Annotated in this window: 11 protein-coding genes; all 11 read left to right on the top strand. The window is 36.3% G+C overall.

Translation table 11 applies throughout. The annotated features are described in order from the left end of the window. Window positions 1-59: 59 nt before the first annotated feature. The 11 genes from grpE (at window position 60) to Bccel_RS09805 (ending at window position 18,738) form a co-directional block, all read left to right on the top strand. Window positions 60-662 carry a nucleotide exchange factor GrpE gene (gene grpE, locus Bccel_RS09855; RefSeq protein WP_036946999.1) on the top strand — a complete coding sequence of 201 codons (603 nt, stop codon included), beginning with the start codon at window positions 60-62 and terminating at the stop codon, window positions 660-662. 23 nt (window positions 663-685) lie between these two features. Further along, window positions 686-2,548 (top strand): molecular chaperone DnaK, encoded by a 1,863-nt coding sequence (dnaK, locus tag Bccel_RS09850; RefSeq protein ID WP_036946996.1) that lies wholly within the window; start codon window positions 686-688, stop codon window positions 2,546-2,548. 168 nt (window positions 2,549-2,716) lie between these two features. Continuing rightward, complete coding sequence (dnaJ, locus tag Bccel_RS09845; protein WP_036946993.1) at window positions 2,717-3,850, top strand: molecular chaperone DnaJ; 1,134 nt, start codon at window positions 2,717-2,719, stop codon at window positions 3,848-3,850. Between the two features lie 83 nt (window positions 3,851-3,933). After that, window positions 3,934-4,878 carry a 50S ribosomal protein L11 methyltransferase gene (prmA, locus tag Bccel_RS09840; RefSeq protein ID WP_036946989.1) on the top strand — a complete coding sequence of 315 codons (945 nt, stop codon included), beginning with the start codon at window positions 3,934-3,936 and terminating at the stop codon, window positions 4,876-4,878. Next, on the top strand, window positions 4,860-5,600 hold the full coding sequence (locus Bccel_RS09835) for a 16S rRNA (uracil(1498)-N(3))-methyltransferase (RefSeq protein ID WP_036946986.1): 741 nt from the start codon (window positions 4,860-4,862) through the stop codon (window positions 5,598-5,600). The genes prmA and Bccel_RS09835 overlap by 19 nt, the downstream gene beginning before the upstream one ends. 226 nt (window positions 5,601-5,826) lie before the next feature. Then, window positions 5,827-6,705 (top strand): YicC/YloC family endoribonuclease, encoded by an 879-nt coding sequence (locus tag Bccel_RS09830; RefSeq protein WP_036946983.1) that lies wholly within the window; start codon window positions 5,827-5,829, stop codon window positions 6,703-6,705. Between the two features lie 17 nt (window positions 6,706-6,722). Continuing rightward, complete coding sequence (remA, locus tag Bccel_RS09825; protein WP_036946980.1) at window positions 6,723-7,001, top strand: extracellular matrix/biofilm regulator RemA; 279 nt, start codon at window positions 6,723-6,725, stop codon at window positions 6,999-7,001. A 94-nt stretch (window positions 7,002-7,095) separates the two neighbouring features. After that, window positions 7,096-7,302 (top strand): DNA-directed RNA polymerase subunit omega, encoded by a 207-nt coding sequence (rpoZ, locus tag Bccel_RS09820; protein WP_036946977.1) that lies wholly within the window; start codon window positions 7,096-7,098, stop codon window positions 7,300-7,302. A gap of 293 nt (window positions 7,303-7,595) precedes the next feature. Further along, window positions 7,596-8,816: a bifunctional phosphopantothenoylcysteine decarboxylase/phosphopantothenate--cysteine ligase CoaBC gene (coaBC, locus tag Bccel_RS09815; RefSeq protein ID WP_036946974.1), complete on the top strand. Its 1,221-nt coding sequence runs from the start codon at window positions 7,596-7,598 to the stop codon at window positions 8,814-8,816. Window positions 8,817-8,921: 105 nt separating this feature from the next. Then, window positions 8,922-10,292 carry a glycine--tRNA ligase gene (locus Bccel_RS09810; RefSeq protein WP_242853247.1) on the top strand — a complete coding sequence of 457 codons (1,371 nt, stop codon included), beginning with the start codon at window positions 8,922-8,924 and terminating at the stop codon, window positions 10,290-10,292. A 1,507-nt stretch (window positions 10,293-11,799) separates the two neighbouring features. Further along, window positions 11,800-18,738 (top strand): cohesin domain-containing protein, encoded by a 6,939-nt coding sequence (locus tag Bccel_RS09805; protein WP_050753331.1) that lies wholly within the window; start codon window positions 11,800-11,802, stop codon window positions 18,736-18,738. Window positions 18,739-18,741 lie beyond the last annotated feature (3 nt).

Raw genomic sequence — 18,741 nt, 5'->3', positions numbered from 1 at the left:
AAAGTCGCAAGTGATTTTTTTGAACTAATGAATAAACGGGGAGGGTGGACTAAGAAGATATGGGTATATTTTCAGGCGATAGTGATAAGAAAAATAATCAAAACGAGCCCAAAGACCCATCAGTTGAAAATGGTGGTACTGCTTCTGATGTAAAGGAACAGGAAACATCAGGAAATGGTGGCGATAATGTTTCTGCAATTGAAGAAATGAAAACAATGTTGGATCAGAAAAGCAAACAGTGCGAGGAATATTTTAGTATGCTTCAGCGTACTGCTGCCGAATTTGATAACTACAAAAAGAGGACAGTAAAAGAAAAAGACGCACTTTATAACGATGCTGTAAGTGAGACTGTACTGTCAATGCTTCCTGTTGTTGATAATTTTGAAAGGGCTATAAAAGCAGCTGAAAATGATTCAACTACCGATTCTTCTTTTAAAGAAGGCATGGAGCTTGTATACAGACAGCTTAAGGATGCATTGAAGAATCTTGGCGTTGAGGAAATTAAATCTGTAGGGGAAACTTTTGATCCTCAACTACATAATGCTGTTATGCATATTGAAGACGACTCGTATGATTCTAATACAGTTGTTGAGGAATTCCAGAAAGGGTATGTTTTAAAAGATAAAGTAATACGTCATAGTATGGTTAAAGTAGCCAACTGATTATTAAGAGGAGGATAGAGAATATGGCAAAAGTAATAGGAATAGATTTGGGAACAACAAATTCATGTGTATCGGTTATGGAAGGTGGAGAACCTGTTGTAATACCTAATCCAGAGGGAAGCAGGACTACTCCGTCTGTTGTAGCATTTTCAAAAACAGGCGAAAGGTTGGTTGGCCAGGTTGCAAAACGACAAGCCATAACAAATCCTGATAGAACTGTAATATCAATCAAAAGGGATATGGGAACAGACAGAAAGGTAAAAGTTGACGATAACCAATATACTCCCCAGGAAATATCTGCAATGATACTGCAAAAGCTTAAAGCTGATGCTGAGGCATTCCTTGGAGAAAAAATAACACAGGCTGTTATTACTGTTCCTGCGTATTTCAGTGACTCACAGAGGCAGGCAACAAAGGATGCAGGTAAAATAGCAGGTCTTGAGGTATTAAGAATTATCAACGAGCCAACTGCTGCTGCTTTAGCATATGGTCTTGATAAGGAACATGACCAGAAAATACTGGTATTTGACTTGGGTGGAGGAACCTTCGATGTATCCATTCTTGAAATTGGTGACGGAGTTTTCGAGGTTCTTGCAACACATGGTAACAATAGACTTGGTGGAGATGACTTTGACCAGAGGGTTATGGACTACCTGGCAGACAGCTTTAAGAGAGAAAACGGTATAGACTTAAGAAATGACAAGATGGCTCTACAAAGATTGAAGGAAGCAGCAGAAAAAGCAAAAATTGAGCTTTCCGGTGTTACAACTACAAACATAAATCTTCCTTTTATAACTGCAGATGCAACAGGACCTAAGCACCTTGATGTTACACTTACAAGGGCTAAATTCGATGAGATAACTGCGGACTTGGTTGAAAAGACAATGGAGCCTACAAGACAAGCGATGAAGGATGCTGGACTTAGTGTAGATAAGATAGATAAAATTCTTCTGGTAGGTGGATCCTCAAGAATTCCTGCTGTTCAGGAAGCTGTTAAGAAATATCTTGGTAAGGAGGCTTTTAAAGGAATCAATCCTGATGAATGTGTTGCTGTAGGAGCATCAATTCAGGCTGGAGTACTTACCGGAGAAGTTAAAGATCTATTGCTTCTTGATGTTACACCATTATCACTCGGTATCGAAACATTAGGCGGAGTTTGTACAAAGCTTATTGAAAGAAATACTACTATACCTGCTAAAAAGAGCCAGGTGTTTTCAACTGCTGCAGATGGTCAGACTAGTGTTGAGATCCATGTATTACAGGGTGAAAGGGAAATGGCTCAGTACAACAAGACCCTTGGAAGATTCCAGCTTACTGGAATTCCACCGGCACCAAGAGGCATACCTCAGATCGAAGTTACATTCGACATAGATGCTAACGGTATCGTTCACGTTTCAGCTAAGGACCTTGGTACAGGGAACGAGCAGAAGGTTACTATTACCGCTTCTACCAACTTATCAGATGATGAGATAGATAAAGCTGTAAAAGAAGCAGAAAAATTTGCGGCTGAGGACAAGAAGAAAAAGGAAGAGGTTGATGTCAGAAATAATGCTGATTCAATGGTATTCCAGTGTGAAAAACAGTTAGGCGAGCTCGGTGATAAATTAAGCTCAGAGGATAAAGCAAAAATACAGGAAGAAATAAATAAAGTTAAGGAAGCATTAAAAGGTACTGATACAGAAAATATTAAAAATGCAACTGAATCTCTGACACAGGCTTTCTATGAAATATCGTCAAAAATGTATCAGAATACAGGAGCAGGGGCTAACGGAGCTGCAGATGCAGGTTTTGATCCTAATGCAGGAGCACAGGGAGGACCTGAAATGGGAGGTTCCGACAACGTATATGATGCTGATTATAAGGTTGTTGATGAGGATAATAAATAATAATTAATTTAAAAATAGGCCAAAGTCATGGGTTAGACACCGGGAAACTTTTATCTCGACAGATTTTAAAGGATACAAAGCTGCATAGCGGTTTTGAAAGTTATCCCCATGTCACACTAATGGCTTTGGCTATTGTAATATATAAGGTTATAGATTGGAGTTGATAGGATGGCTGATAAGAGAGATTACTATGAAATCCTCGAATTAGGTAAGGGAGCATCCGATGAAGAAATAAAAAAGGCATATAGAAAACTTGCAAAGAAGTATCATCCGGATGTAAACCCTGGTGATAAGACTGCTGAAGCTAAGTTCAAAGAGATAAATGAAGCTTATGAGGTATTAAGCGACTCACAAAAGAGAGGACGTTATGATCAGTATGGTCATGCCGGAACCGATCCAAATGGCTTTGGAGGCGGCGGCTTTAGTGACTTTGATTTTGGCGGAATCGGTGACATTTTTGAGACTTTCTTTGGAGGTTCAGGCTTTGGAAGATCTTCAAGGAGCAAGGGTGGTCCACAGAAGGGTAATGATTTAAAATATTCCATAGAAGTTACCTTTGAAGAGGCAGCTTTTGGAACTGAAAAAGAGATTTCCCTCAATAGGATGGAAAACTGTCCCACATGTAGCGGAAGTGGTGCAAAGCCTGGAACAACACCCACAACATGTAAGCATTGTAATGGGTCGGGACAGGTACAATACAAGCAAAATACCCCATTTGGCCAGTTTGTTAATGTAAGGGCTTGTGATGCATGTCGCGGAGAAGGAAAAATCATAAGTGATCCGTGTAATTCATGCAGCGGTAAGGGTAAGGTAAGAAAAAGTACCAAATTGAAAATTAAGATTCCTCAGGGCATAGACGATGGGCAGACTATATCTTTAAGGGGAGAGGGAGAGCCAGGTTCAAAAGGCGGTCCAAGAGGCGATCTGTATATAGGTGTGAGGGTCAAAGCACATGCATTATTTACCAGACAAGGAAATGATGTTATTTGTGAAATGCCAATTACCTTTGTGCAGGCGGCGTTAGGCTGCGAGCTGGAGGTGCCTACCCTTGACGGTAAAGTAAAGTATACTATTCCTGAGGCTACACAGACTGGAACGGTTTTCAGACTCAAGGGTAAAGGAGTGCCGCATTTGAGAGGAAACGGCAGGGGAGATCAATATGTCAGGGTTAATATTGAAGTTCCCAAGAAGCTCAATGAAAACCAAAAGGCACTTCTCAGAGAATTTGCAGAGGTAAGCGAAGAAACCCATGAGCAGAGAAAAAGTTTCTTTGATAAAATGAAGGATGCACTTGGCATGTAGTATAAAAAGCATTATGTAAAAATTAATTGCTTTTTTGAAAGTATAAAAGAGACTGCTGAATAAATAGCAAGAAAGAGGAAAAGATGAAGTGGTACGAAATAATTATAAATACTACGGAAGAAGCAAATGATGCAATATCTGAGATGCTTACTTCAATTGGGGCCGGCGGAGTTGCCATTGAGGATCCTAATGACATCAGGAGGGAGCTTTTAAAGCCTGGTACTTTGGATTATGCCGATCAAGAGTTTTTTGACAATTTAGGTGAAGACGTTAAAATTAAGGCATATTTTTCTGATGATAAAAACGTTAATGAGTTAATTGCATTAATAGATGAAAAGATAAGCTTTATTGGAAATTTTCTTAATACTGGAAAAGGGTATATGGGATATAATGAAGTTGATGATGAGGATTGGGCAACCTCATGGAAGAAATACTACAAGCCGGTTAAAATAGCTGAAAGGGTAGTTATAAAGCCTTCATGGGAAAACTATGATGCATCAGGTAATGATATTGTTATAGAACTTGATCCGGGAATGGCCTTTGGAACAGGTACCCATGAAACTACCATGATGTGTTCACAGCTTTTAGAGAAATATCTAAAAGAGGGTGACAGCACCTTAGACTTGGGTTGTGGTACAGGAATACTTGCAATAATAGCACATAAGCTTGGAGCAAAGGATATTACTGCTGTAGATATTGATGAGGTTGCTGTAAAAGTAGCACGTGAGAATTGCAGGTTAAATAATGCAAGCAGCGGGATTAATATATTAAAGGGCATTTTAAAGGATGTGAAACCATTCAAGTATGATGTTGTGATCGCTAATATCATAGCAAGTGTTATTGTTGACATATCCGATTCAATGCCTTATTATGTAAATAAAGAAGGGTATTTTCTTACTTCCGGGATAATTAAGGAGAGAAAGCAAGATGTGCTTGATGCTTATACTTCCAAAGGGTTTAAGGTAGAGGAAATACTAGAAATGGGTGAATGGGTGGCGATTGCATTTAAATGCCAAGATTCTTTGTAAAAGATGAAGAAATTCAAAATGAAAATATAACTATATCAGGAGAAGACTTTAATCATATTAAGAATGTTCTTAGGCTTAGGCAGGGAGACTCTCTCGTTATAAGCGATGGAAATTGTACTGACTACGATGTTGTTATCGACAGCTATGAATCAAGTTATGTTGTTACACGTATTGTCGGGAAGTATAAGAACAACAACGAGTCCGATATAGACATAACATTGTTTCAAGGGATTCCTAAGTCTGATAAAATGGATATGATTATTCAGAAGTCTGTTGAGATGGGAGTAAAAAGAATAGTTCCTGTTCTTACAGAAAGGACTGTTGTTAAAATAAATAGCGAAAAGGATTCAAAGAATAAGATTACACGGTGGCAAAGAATAGCCCAGGAAGCATCCAAACAATGCAACAGGGGTATAATGCCAACCGTGGAGAATCCTGTTACTTTTTATGAAGCTGTTGCTAAATTAAAAAGAGCAGATTTGAGTTTGATTCCATATGAAAAGGAGTCAGGAAACAAGCTTAAATCAGTCATAAAAGGCAATGATGCAAAAACAATATCTGTAATGATTGGCCCTGAGGGTGGATTTTCTAACAGTGAGGTGGATTTGGCAGTTGAGAACGGTTTTGTACCGGTCACATTAGGTCCCAGAATATTAAGAACTGAAACTGCCGGTTTATCAGTACTTTCGATAATTATGTACGAATTGGGAGACCTAGGATAACTAATAATATACGTGTATAACTATTAAAAATGTTTATATTAAAAGTGATTATCATTAACACTTTTAATATAGTTATGACTAAAGTATAGCTTCATTCATTAATTACTTGAAAAACAGAGTAAAAGCGAGAAAATGAGAAAAAATATATGAGAATTCAAAAAAATCTTTAAAATATTGCAATCTATGTTATAATACATAATAGACTTTAAAAAAGGATGAAATACATATGATAAAGAGTATGACAGGTTTTGGTAGAGGCGAATTTCAGGATGAAGGAAAACTGATCTTGGCTGAAATTAAAACAGTAAACCACAGGTATAGTGATATATTTATAAAGATGCCAAGACAGATTTCATGCTTGGAGGATAAGATAAGGTCAGAAATTTCAAAAGTGGTTTCGAGAGGCAAGATAGATGTATTTATATCTCTAGAAAACCATAATGATGATTCCAAGACCGTTATTATAGATGAGCCATTGGCAAAAGCATATTTAAATGCAGTAGAATTGCTCAAGGACAAATATGATTTAAAGGATGATATTTCGGCTTCACTTATTGCCAAATTTCCTGATGTGCTGAAGATTGAAAAGGTTGAGCAGGACAGTGAGGCTATTTGGAATATACTTAAGGTTTCGTTGGCAAATGCACTGAATGAACTGATAAAAATGAGGCAAATAGAAGGTGAAAGCCTTAAAAATGATTTACTGGAAAAATTGATGCTCATTGAAAACGTATTGAATGATATAAAGCTAAGAGCACCTGAGATAACTAAAGAATATAAACAAAAATTGGAGTCAAGGATAAAAGAACTTACAGAGCAGCAAACTATAGATGAGAATCGTATTGCAACTGAGGTTGCGATTTTTGCAGATAGATGCAGTATTGATGAAGAAATACAAAGGCTGGCAAGCCATATAAAGCAGATGCGGGAAACTTTGGATTTAGGTATACCTGTAGGAAGAAAGCTTGATTTTCTTGTTCAGGAAATGAACAGGGAAATAAATACTATAGGTTCAAAGGCTAATGATTTAAGTATTACCAAGAATGTTATTGATTTAAAAAGCGAACTTGAAAAAATACGTGAACAGATTCAAAACATTGAATAAGTCGTAGGAGGCTAAATATGAAGTTAATCAATATAGGATTTGGCAATATTGTGTCAGCAAATAGACTAGTAGCTATTGTAAGTCCTGAATCAGCACCAATTAAAAGAATTATACAGGAAGCCAGAGATAGAGGAATGCTAATTGATGCCACATATGGTAGGAGAACAAGAGCAGTAATAATTACAGATAGCGATCATATTATATTATCAGCTGTTCAACCGGAAACAGTAGCACATAGGTTGAATGTAAAAGAAACAGATAGTGTAGATGATATTATAGAAGAAGAAAAAGATTAATAAAAAATTGGAAAATTACGATAAAGAATATGGAGATAATATTTTAAATATTATTTACAACTTGTATTCAAGTTTATAGGAGGTAGATTATATTATGATATATCCGCCAATAAGTTCGCTTATGGAAAAAGTCGACAGTAGATATACACTTGTTGTTGCAACCGCAAAAAGAGCAAGGCAGATTGCTGACGGTTCTAACAAGCTTACCAAATGCAACTCGGAAAAGCCTGTAACAATTGCAATTAATGAGATTAATGAAAATAAGATTACATACGTAAGAACAAAAAGCGGTATTAAGTAATGCCTTAGAAATAACGACCTATTCTCAATGACAAAACTCCGACGATTTAATGGGGGTTTGGACGACGGGAGTCGGATTGTATTTCTTAGCCGATACTAACTTGGTTTGTTGATTAAAATCAATAGTGTCAACGTGTTCGAAGTATGTCCATCAAATGTAAAATAGTTGATTTCATAGAAATAAGATGTATGGGTTGAGGTGTTGTGTAGTTGTTACTCAATTCAAGTCTTATTTTTTTGATGTTCAGGGAATAAGTTTTATCGTCTTTTGATGTATGTGTAGGAGGAAATTTTATGCTTAACGGGATAAATATTGTTCTTGGCGTATGCGGAGGTATTGCAGCATATAAATCTGTTGAAATTGTCAGCAGGTTGAAAAAGCTTGATGCAGAAGTAAATGTTATCATGACGGAAAGTGCTCAAAAATTTGTTGCACCTCTCACATTCAGGTCTATTTCCCGCAATCCTGTTATAACAGATATGTTCCAGGAACCGGTTAATTATGATATAAAGCATATATCACTTGCACAAAAAGCAGACTTGCTCATTGTAGCACCTGCTACTGCCAACATAATAGGAAAGATTGCAAACGGCATTGCTGACGATATGCTGACTACAACTGTTATGGCTACAAAGGCGAAGGTACTTATAGTGCCAGCTATGAATGTAAATATGTATGAAAATGTTCTAGTAAAAGACAATATTGAAAAGTTAAAGAGATTAGGTTATATGTTTATGGAACCAGCCACAGGTATGCTTGCATGCGGCATTAATGCTAAAGGAAGAATGCCGGAACCTGAAGAAATAGTTGATATGGCAGTTGACCTGACGATAAATAAAGGTGACATGGGAAATATAAAGATACTTGTCACAGCAGGGCCAACTAGGGAGGCTATTGATCCTGTAAGGTACATAACAAACCATTCTTCAGGTAAAATGGGTTATGCTATTGCAAAGGTTGCAAAGAAACGCGGTGCTTGTGTTTCTTTAGTAACAGGCCCTGTTAATATTGAAAGACCTGAGAATGTAAATGTTTTTGAGGCAACAACAGCTGATGATATGTTTCAAAAGGTAAATGAGCTCTATGAGTCAGCTGATATTATAATTATGGCAGCAGCTGTTGCAGATTATAAATGTTCTTTTGTTTCAAACTCAAAAATAAAGAAATCCTCGAATGAATTAACTCTAACTTTGGTAAAGAACCCTGATATTGCCTATAGTATAGGTGGGAAAAAGGGTGATAGAGTACTGGTAGGATTTGCTGCAGAAACGAATGACATATATGATAATGCAAAGTCCAAACTTTCAAAAAAGAACATGGATATGATTGTTGCAAATGATGTGACAATGGAAGGTGCAGGGTTTAATCATGATACGAATATTGTATCAATAATTTTAAACAGTGGCGAAATAATTAAGTTGCCTATTATGACTAAGGAAAAAGTGGCAAATGAGATATTAAATTATGCTGTAAGAATGTATAATGACAAAAGATCAAGTGCATTTAAAGATTAATAAATTTAATATATAAAAGTTAACAGATTTTTATATGCCTTATGGAGAATATATTTTTATATGGAATAAAATATGAGGGAGGAATTAAGAGTGGTTGATAAGTCGATGGAAAAAATTGTTGCGTTAGCAAAAAACAGAGGATTTGTATATCCTGGCTCAGATATTTATGGAGGTTTGGCAAATGCATGGGATTATGGTCCTTTAGGGGTTGAACTGAAGAACAACGTAAAAAAGGCATGGTGGAAAAAATTTGTACAGGAAAGTCCTTATAATGTAGGGGTTGACTGTGCATTGCTTATGAATCCACAAGTATGGGTTGCATCAGGACATGTTGGTGGGTTTAGTGACCCATTAATTGATTGTAAGGAATGTAAAACTAGACATAGAGCAGATAAACTTATAGAAGATTGGAATGAACAAAACAATATCAATTTGAGAATTGACGGGTGGAAAAATGAACAACTGCTTGAATATATGAAAGAAAAGAATGTAACATGCCCAAGCTGTGGAAAAAACAACTTTACAGATATAAGAAAGTTCAACTTAATGTTTAAAACTTTCCAAGGTGTTACAGAAGATTCTAAAGCAGAAATCTACTTAAGGCCTGAAACAGCACAAGGTATATTTGTCAATTTTAAGAACATACAAAGGACCACCAGGAAAAAGATGCCTTTTGGTATCGGTCAGATTGGTAAATCATTCAGGAATGAGATAACACCAGGTAATTTTACATTTAGGACGAGGGAATTCGAGCAGATGGAGCTTGAGTTTTTCTGCCAACCTGGAACAGATCTTGAATGGTTTAATTACTGGAAGGATTTTTGCTATAACTGGCTTATAAAGCATGGAATAAAAGAAGAAAGCCTTAAGCTGAGGGATCATTCAAAAGAAGAATTATCTCACTATAGTAATGCAACAACAGATATTGAGTTTAAGTTTCCTTTTGGCTGGGGCGAGCTTTGGGGTATTGCTGATAGAACAGATTTTGACTTAAAGCAGCATATGGAACATTCCAAAGAAGATTTATCATATTTTGACCCTGCTACAAATGAAAAGTATGTTCCATATTGTATAGAACCTTCATTAGGTGCTGACAGAGTTGCATTGGCTTTTCTGTGTGATGCTTATGATGAAGAAACAATAGAAGAAGGAGATGTTAGAACTGTTCTTAGGTTCCATCCTGCGATTGCACCTGTAAAAGCAGCCGTATTACCTTTATCCAAGAAATTGGGAGAAGAAGCTTATAAAGTTTATGAGAAACTGATAAAAAATTACGTATGTGAATATGATGAAACAGGAAGCATCGGAAAAAGGTACAGAAGGCAGGATGAGATTGGAACACCTTACTGTATAACTTTTGATTTCGATTCATTGAATGATGGCAGTGTAACTATAAGAGAAAGAGACTCAATGCAGCAGATAAGAGTTAAAATTGATGAGCTTGATGAATACTTTAAGGAAAAGTTTGAATATTAATAATCTTTTATATTTACTGGTGGTTAACGGATGGTTTGCAAAGATTAGTGATGAACAAATGTAAATGATTAATCTCTTTACTCATAAAAATGAATATTAAGTGTTGCTTTTTATAATAAAAGTGCTAATAATCAATAATTTTTTGTATTTTTTATTATAAAGCAACACTTAATTTATGTCTTTGTTCGTATATTATATTTGTAAATATTATATTGATTTATAAAAGAGTTTAAAGTATTACTAAAACGTTTTTAACATTAAAAAGAATAAGTACAACGTTTGACATATATATAAGATTGGTAAATTGGTTATTATGTGCCTATGCCAAAAATATTCACTAAATGCCATGATTATCAATTAAAAAGGAAGCTAAAATTTAATATACTATAATCAAAGGTTATTATAGGGTAGATTCTATAATCGAATAGTGTTATATATGCTTAAATTTTTTATTTATATTTGCAGCTAGCATATGATCCTTGAAAAAATAATATATCAGCTTAGTATTCAAGTATACAAAAAGAGAGATAAATATAATTGTTTTGATTATATTTGATGGAGGAGTATAAAGTGTACATATACAAAGTATTGAACGATTTGTTCGGCACTTATCTGTTTTATCGTTTTAATAGCCTGATATGGCTACCAGTCCTGATTCTACTCCTAAATTCTTGAATCCAGAATCCAACTAATTATAATAGCTGATATGTTATGAATTCATTTTTATTACATTATATATAAGTACATTTAAAATAAAAAACGACTTTAATTTACATATAATTAGCAGTAAAATTAACGATTAAAAAGACAAGCAGTACAAAACCTGTAGACAGTTAAAATAGTGAGACACTTTGAAACACTTATTATTAGGTAAAAACATACAAAATATTTGTGACAGTGATTTAATTTAAATAATTAAAATACGACAGAAAACAAATGGATTGTGTGTTTGTATATTTATAGGACAAGGTTAATCATTTTAAGTATTCGCTAAATTTGCTTCATGGTCGCCTTGGTTTCTCTGATTACTTAATAGGGGGTAATTGTTATTTAAAAGAATTAAACTGAATTGTTTACTTATAATCCAGACAGTTATAAAGTTCATTTTAAAGAAGTTAAATGAACTCTATATAATGTTTAGGTTTAATTCTTTTAGAGGCATTTATTACAATTTAAAAAGAGGAGGGGGATATAGCGGATGGTTTTGTTAGGTATAGGTAAAGTGATTTTGTAAATATACCTAAGTGCTTTTATTAAACATCAAGTAGTTAGTTTTAGATTATATTAAGAAGTTGTATTGGCGATTATAGGAAGCGTATAATAATTAGTCTGACAATTTGATGAAACTATTGTCTAGTGGAGAAGGTAAGTGTCGGGCTGTTAATTATAATTATAATTTTAAGGATAGCAGTTTAGAAGCACTGAATTTATCAAATTTTGATTAAGGAGGTTATAAAAAAGTAAAAGAATAGAAAAGTTATATAATAAATAAGGGGGTTTATAATCGATGAGAACAAAAAGACTTTTGGCAGTTTTGCTAACGACTTTGTTGTTGCTTGGAAGTGTTTTCACAAATGTGTCGTTAGCTGCAGCAGCACCTTCCATCTCAGTTACTCTTGACAAAACGACAGCATCAGTTGGCGACATTATAACAGCAACAATCAGTGCAAATGGTATTCAGAACTTTGCAGGATATCAAGCTAATGTTAAGTATGATCCTGCAGTATTGCAACCAGTTTACTCAGCAACAGAACCATATGACGGTTCATCAGTACCTGAATATGGAACGTTATTACAGAAGAGATACAGCCCAACAGACATGGGTGCAAATGATCTTGCAAATGGATCACTTACATTTGGAAGAACATATATGAACTTGTCAGGATACATGAATTCTGGTTCATCAGAATCAACTGGTACTTTGGCTATAATCAAGTTTAAAGTATTGAAAAAAGCATCAACTCAAATAAAGCTCCAGAATGCAGCAAGTTTAACAAATGCAGTTGACGGTACTATGGTGTTTGATTGGACAGGTGCACAGCTTTCGAATTACTCAGTTGAACAAGCACCTGTTTTAAATGATGATGGTACTAAACCATCAGTAGCACCAACAACAGCACCAACAACAGTAAAACCTACAGCAGGTCCAACTTCACCAGTTCAACCTATAGATTCAGGTGTAACTGTAGAGGTAGATAAGACTGATGCTAAAGTTGGTGACATAATAACAGCTACTATTAATGTAAAAAATATAAACGGATTTGCAGGATACCAAGCAAATCTTAAGTATAATCCTGCAGTATTGCAACCAGTTTACGAAGATGGAACTGCATATGATAATGCATCAGCTCCTGAATATGGTAAGTTGTTGCAGAAGAGATACAGTCCAACAGATATGGCATCAAATGATATTACTAAAGGAACACTTACCTTTGGTAGAACATACATGAATTTGGATTCATACAAGAATTCTGGAGCAGCAGAAAAAGAAGGTTCAATAGCTGTAATCAGATTCAAAGTATTAAAAGTTGAAGCAACAACTATAACTTTGCAGAATGCAGCAAGTTTAACAAATGCAGTTGACGGAACAATGTTATTTGATTGGACAGGAGCTCAATTAGCAGGATATAGAGTTCAACAAGCTCCTTCAATAAATGGAGTTGTTGTAACAACAACACCATTACCTACAGTTTCAACAGTACCTTCCACAACACCATTAACAGGTTCAGGTGTAGAAGCAACTGTAGATAAGACAACTGCATCAGTAGGCGATATCATAACATATACAATCAGTGTTAAGGATATAGCTGGATTTGCAGGATATCAGGCAAATGTTAAATATGATCCATCAGTATTGAAGCCAGTTTATGAAGATGGAACAGAATATGACAATGCAGCAGTACCTGATTATGGTAAGTTATTACAGAAGAGATACAGTCCAACAGACATGGCATCAAATGATCTTTCAAAGGGAACACTTACTTTTGGTAGAACATACATGAACTTGGATTCATACAAGGCATCAGGATCAGCAGAAACAAGTGGTACAATAGCTGTTATTAGATTCAAAGTATTGAAAAATACAGCTACAACTATTAAGTTACAGAATGCTGCAAGCTTGACAAATGCAGTTGATGGAACAATGTTATTCGATTGGAGCGGAGCACAATTAGCAGGATATAAAGTAGCACAGGCTCCTTCAATAAACGGAGTTGTTGTAGAAACTCCAGTACCAACAGTGTCAGTACCACCATCACAGACAATTGGTTCAGGTGTAACAGCAACTGTAGATAAGACAACTGCATCAGTAGGCGATATCATAACATATACAATCAATGTTAAGGATGTAGCTGGATTTGCAGGATATCAGGCAAATGTTAAATATGACCCATCAGTATTGCAGCCAGTTTATGATGATGGATCAGCATACGATAGTGCAGCAGTACCTGAATACGGAACATTGTTGCAGAAGAGATACAGCCCAACAGACATGGCATCAAATGATCTTTCAAAGGGAACACTTACCTTTGGTAGAACATACATGAATTTGGATTCATACAAGGCATCAGGATCAGCAGAAACAACTGGTTCAATAGCTGTTATTAGATTCAAAGTATTGAAAAATACAGCTACAACTATTAAGTTACAGAATGCTGCAAGTTTAACAAATGCAGTTGATGGAACAATGTTATTCGATTGGAGCGGAGCACAATTAGCAGGATATAAAGTAGCACAGGCTCCTTCAATAAACGGAGTTGTTGTAGAAACTCCAGTACCAACAGTGTCAGTACCACCATCACAGATACCTGGTTCAGGAGTAGTAGCAACTGTGGATAAGACAACTGCATCAGTAGGCGATATCATAACATATACAATCAATGTTAAGGATGTAGCTGGATTTGCAGGATATCAGGCAAATGTTAAATATGATCCAGCAGTATTGCAGCCAGTTTACGATGATGGAACAGCATATGATAGTGCAGCAGTACCTGAATATGGAACATTGTTACAGAAGAGATACAGCCCAACAGACATGGCATCAAATGATCTTTCAAAGGGAACACTTACCTTTGGTAGAACATACATGGCGTTGGATTCATACAAAGCATCAGGATCAGCAGAAACAACTGGTTCAATAGCTGTTATTAGATTCAAAGTATTAAGGTCTACTGCAACAGCTATATTGTTACAAAATGCTGCAAGCTTGACAAATGCAGTTGATGGAACAATGTTATTTGACTGGACAGGAGCACAGTTAAAAGGATATAAAGTAGCACAGGCTTCTTCAATAAACGGAACTGTTACTCCAACAAAACCAGGAAATACACCAACAATAACAAAACCAGCAACACCAACAAAACCAGCAAATACACCAACACCTGTACAAGTTAACAGCGACTTGAAGTTGTTGTTCAGCAACAATGGTGCAGCAGCAAGCTCAAATCAGATTTACATGAACATGAAGTTACAAAATACAGGATCATCAACATATGATCTTTCAAAAATTACAATTAGATACTTCTACACAAGTGATGATGATAAAGCATTAACTTATTACTCAGACTATGTAAGTATTGGTTCAGCAAGTGCTACATTCAACAATTTATCACCAGTACATGCAAAGGCTAATAAGTATATAGAAATTAAATTGGCATCCGGAACACTTGGAGCAGCTGGTGCACAGTGGCCAAGTCAATCTGAAGTAACAATTCAGGGTAGAGTTGCAAAAGCTGACTGGACTAATGTTGATCAATCAAATGACTATTCATATCCAGGTTCAATGAGTCAGTTTGGAGAAAACAAACTTGTTGCAGTTTATTACAATGGAGCTTTGGTATATGGTACGCCACCACCAACTGGTCCAGAAAATACACCAACAGATAGACCAACAAGTACACCAACAAAACCAAAAAATACTCCAACACCGACCAAAAATACATCTACACCAATAGATGGTACAGTAGAATTAAGTCTTGATAAAACAACTGCAGGAGTTGGAGATATTATTACAGCTACACTGAAAATTAATAAAATCCCTGGTTTTGCAGGATATCAGGCTAATATTAAATACGATCCAGCAGCGTTGACACCTGTATACTCAGATGGAACAGCATATGATGATGCTGCAGTACCTGAGTATGGTGATTTACTCCAGAAGAGATACAGCCCAACAGATATGGCGGCAAATGATGTTGCTAAGGGAACACTTACTTTTGGTAGAACATACATGGCTTTGGATTCATACAAGGCATCAGGATCAGCAGAAACAACAGGATCTATAGCAGTAATTAGATTCAAGGTTCTCAAATCAACTGGTTCAACATCAATTAAGTTAGAGAATGCAGCTAGCTTGACAAATGCGGTTGATGGAACAATGCTATTTGACTGGACAGGAGCTCAGTTAGGCGGATATACAGTTAAACAAGCATCAACAATTAAACTTGGATCAGGAGTAACAAAAGGTGAAGTATTCGTAACATTAGACAAGTCAACAGCAGCAGCTGGAGATATTGTTACAGCAACAATTAATGTTAAGGAATTTGATGTAATATCAGGATATCAAGCAAACATTAAGTATGATCCTTCAGCATTACAACCTGTATACTCAGATGGAACAGCATATGACAGTTCATCAGTACCTGAAAGTGGTGATTTACTCCAGAAGAGATACAGCCCAACAGATATGGCATCAAATGATCTTACAAAGGGAACACTCACATTTGGAAGAACATATATGAACTTGGCAAGTTATAAAACAGCAGGAGTAAAAGAAAATACAGGATCAATTGCTAAGATCTCATTCAAGGTACTTAAGAGTGGTCCAGTAAGCATCTTGTTAGCTGATTCACCAAGCCTTACAAATGCAATAACAGGAACAATGATGTTCGACTGGGATGGAGTTCAGTTGGACAATTATAAAGTAACACAGGCAGGTGGTTCAACAACATCACCTACACCAACTCAGGGAATAACAAAAGGTGAAGTATTTGTAACATTAGACAAGACAAAAGCAGCAGTGGGCGACATAATTACAGCAACAATCAACGTTAAAGATTTTGACTCTGTTGCAGGATATCAGGCAAGTGTTAAATATGATCCAGCAGTATTGCAGCCAGTATACTCAGATGGAACAGCATATGATAATTCATCAGTACCTGAATACGGTAAGTTACTCCAGAAGAGATATAGTCCAACAGACATGGGTGCAAATGATACTGCAAATGGAATACTTACATTCGGAAGAACTTACATGAATTTGTCCGGATATAAGGCATCAGGAGTAGCAGAAAAAGAAGGATCAATAGCAGTAATTTCCTTCAAGGTATTGAAGGCTACTGAAACTAAAGTATTATTGAAAAATGTACCAAGCCTCACAAGTCCAGTTGACGGAACAATGGTATTTGACTGGGATGGAGTACAGTTGGCAAACTACAAAGTAACACAGGCACCAGTAGTTAATGGTCCAGTTGTTACAGATCCAACACCAACACCTACAGAAGTTACAGCTACACCAACTCAGGGAATAACAAAAGGTGAAGTGTTTGTAACATTTGATAAGACAACAGCAGCAGTAGGCGACATAATTACAGCAACAATAAGCGTTAAAGACTTTGATTCAGTTGCAGGATATCAGGCAAGCATTAAGTATGATCCAGCAGTATTGCAGCCAGTATACTCAGATGGAACAGCATATGATAATTCATCAGTACCTGAATACGGTAAGTTACTCCAGAAGAGATACAGCCCAACAGACATGGGTGCAAATGATACTGCAAATGGAATACTTACATTCGGAAGAACTTACATGAATTTGTCCGGATATAAGGCATCAGGAGTAGCAGAAAAAGAAGGATCAATAGCAGTAATTTCCTTCAAGGTATTGAAGGCTACTGAAACTAAAGTATTATTGAAAAATGTACCAAGCCTCACAAGTCCAGTTGACGGAACAATGGTATTTGACTGGGATGGAGTACAGTTGGCAGACTACAAAGTAACACAGGCACCAGCAGTTAATGGTCCAGTTGTTGTAACACCAACACCAACTACTGTTTCGGCAACACCAACTACTGCAACAGCAACACCAACACCAACTAAGGTAAATACAAAAGGTGAAGTGTTTGTAACATTAGATAAGACAACAGCAGCAGTAGGCGACATAATTACAGCAACAATCAACGTTAAAGACTTTGATTCAGTTGCAGGATATCAGGCTAATATTAAGTTTGATCCAGCAGTATTGAAACCAGTATACTCAGATGGAACAGCATATGATAATTCATCAGTACCTGAATACGGTAAGTTACTCCAGAAGAGATACAGCCCAACAGACATGGGAGCAAATAATCTTGAAAATGGAATACTTACATTTGGAAGAACTTACATGAATATGGCAGGATACAAGGCATCAGGAGTAGCAGAAAAAGAAGGATCAATAGCAGTAATATCCTTTAAGGTATTGAAGGCTACTGAAACTAAGATAGAATTGACAAATGTACCAAGCCTCACAAATCCAGTTGACGGAACAATGGTATTTGATTGGGATGGAACACAGTTGGCAAACTACAAAGTAACACAGGCACCAGCAGTTAATGCTCCAGTTGTTGTAACACCAACACCAACTACTGCCACTGCAACACCAACTACTGCTACAGCAACACCAACTACTGCTACAGCTACACCAACACCTACTACACCTGTAGATGGATCTGTATTGACAGCTATTGATAATGATAAGGTTGCAGTTGGTGATAAAGTAACACTTACAATAAATGTTGACAAGATAACTAATTTCTCAGGCTACCAGTTTAACATCAAGTACAATACAACATACTTACAGCCTTGGGATACAATTGCTGACGAAGCATACACTGATTCAACAATGCCTGATTATGGAACATTGTTGCAGGGAAGATTTAACGCAACAGACATGTCTAAGCATAACCTTTCACAAGGTGTATTGAACTTCGGTAGATTGTATATGAACCTTTCAGCATACAGAGCATCAGGCAAACCTGAAAGTACTGGAGCTGTTGCAAAGGTAACATTTAAAGTAATTAAAGAAATACCTGCAGAAGGAATTAAGTTGGCAACATTTGAAAACGGAAGCAGCATGAATAATGCAGTTGATGGAACAATGTTGTTCGACTGGGATGGCAATATGTACAGCTCAAGTGCATACAAAGTAGTACAACCTGGACTCATCTATCCAAAAGGCACAGCTACAGTATTATATGGTGACGTTGATAATGATGGAAATGTTGATTCAGACGACTATGCATATATGAGACAATGGTTGATCGGTATGATTGCTGATTTCCCTGGAGGAGATATCGGATTAGCTAATGCTGATGTTGATGGAGACGGAAATGTAGATTCAGATGACTATGCGTACATGAGACAATGGTTAATAGGAATGATTTCCGAGTTCCCAGCAGAACAAAAATAATAA

It is taken from the genome of Pseudobacteroides cellulosolvens ATCC 35603 = DSM 2933, assembly GCF_001262605.1.
GTDB classification, from domain to species: Bacteria; Bacillota; Clostridia; order Acetivibrionales; family DSM-2933; genus Pseudobacteroides; species Pseudobacteroides cellulosolvens.
Note: the sequence above shows the minus strand (reverse complement) of the source record. Positions and strands in the feature narration are given on the sequence as shown.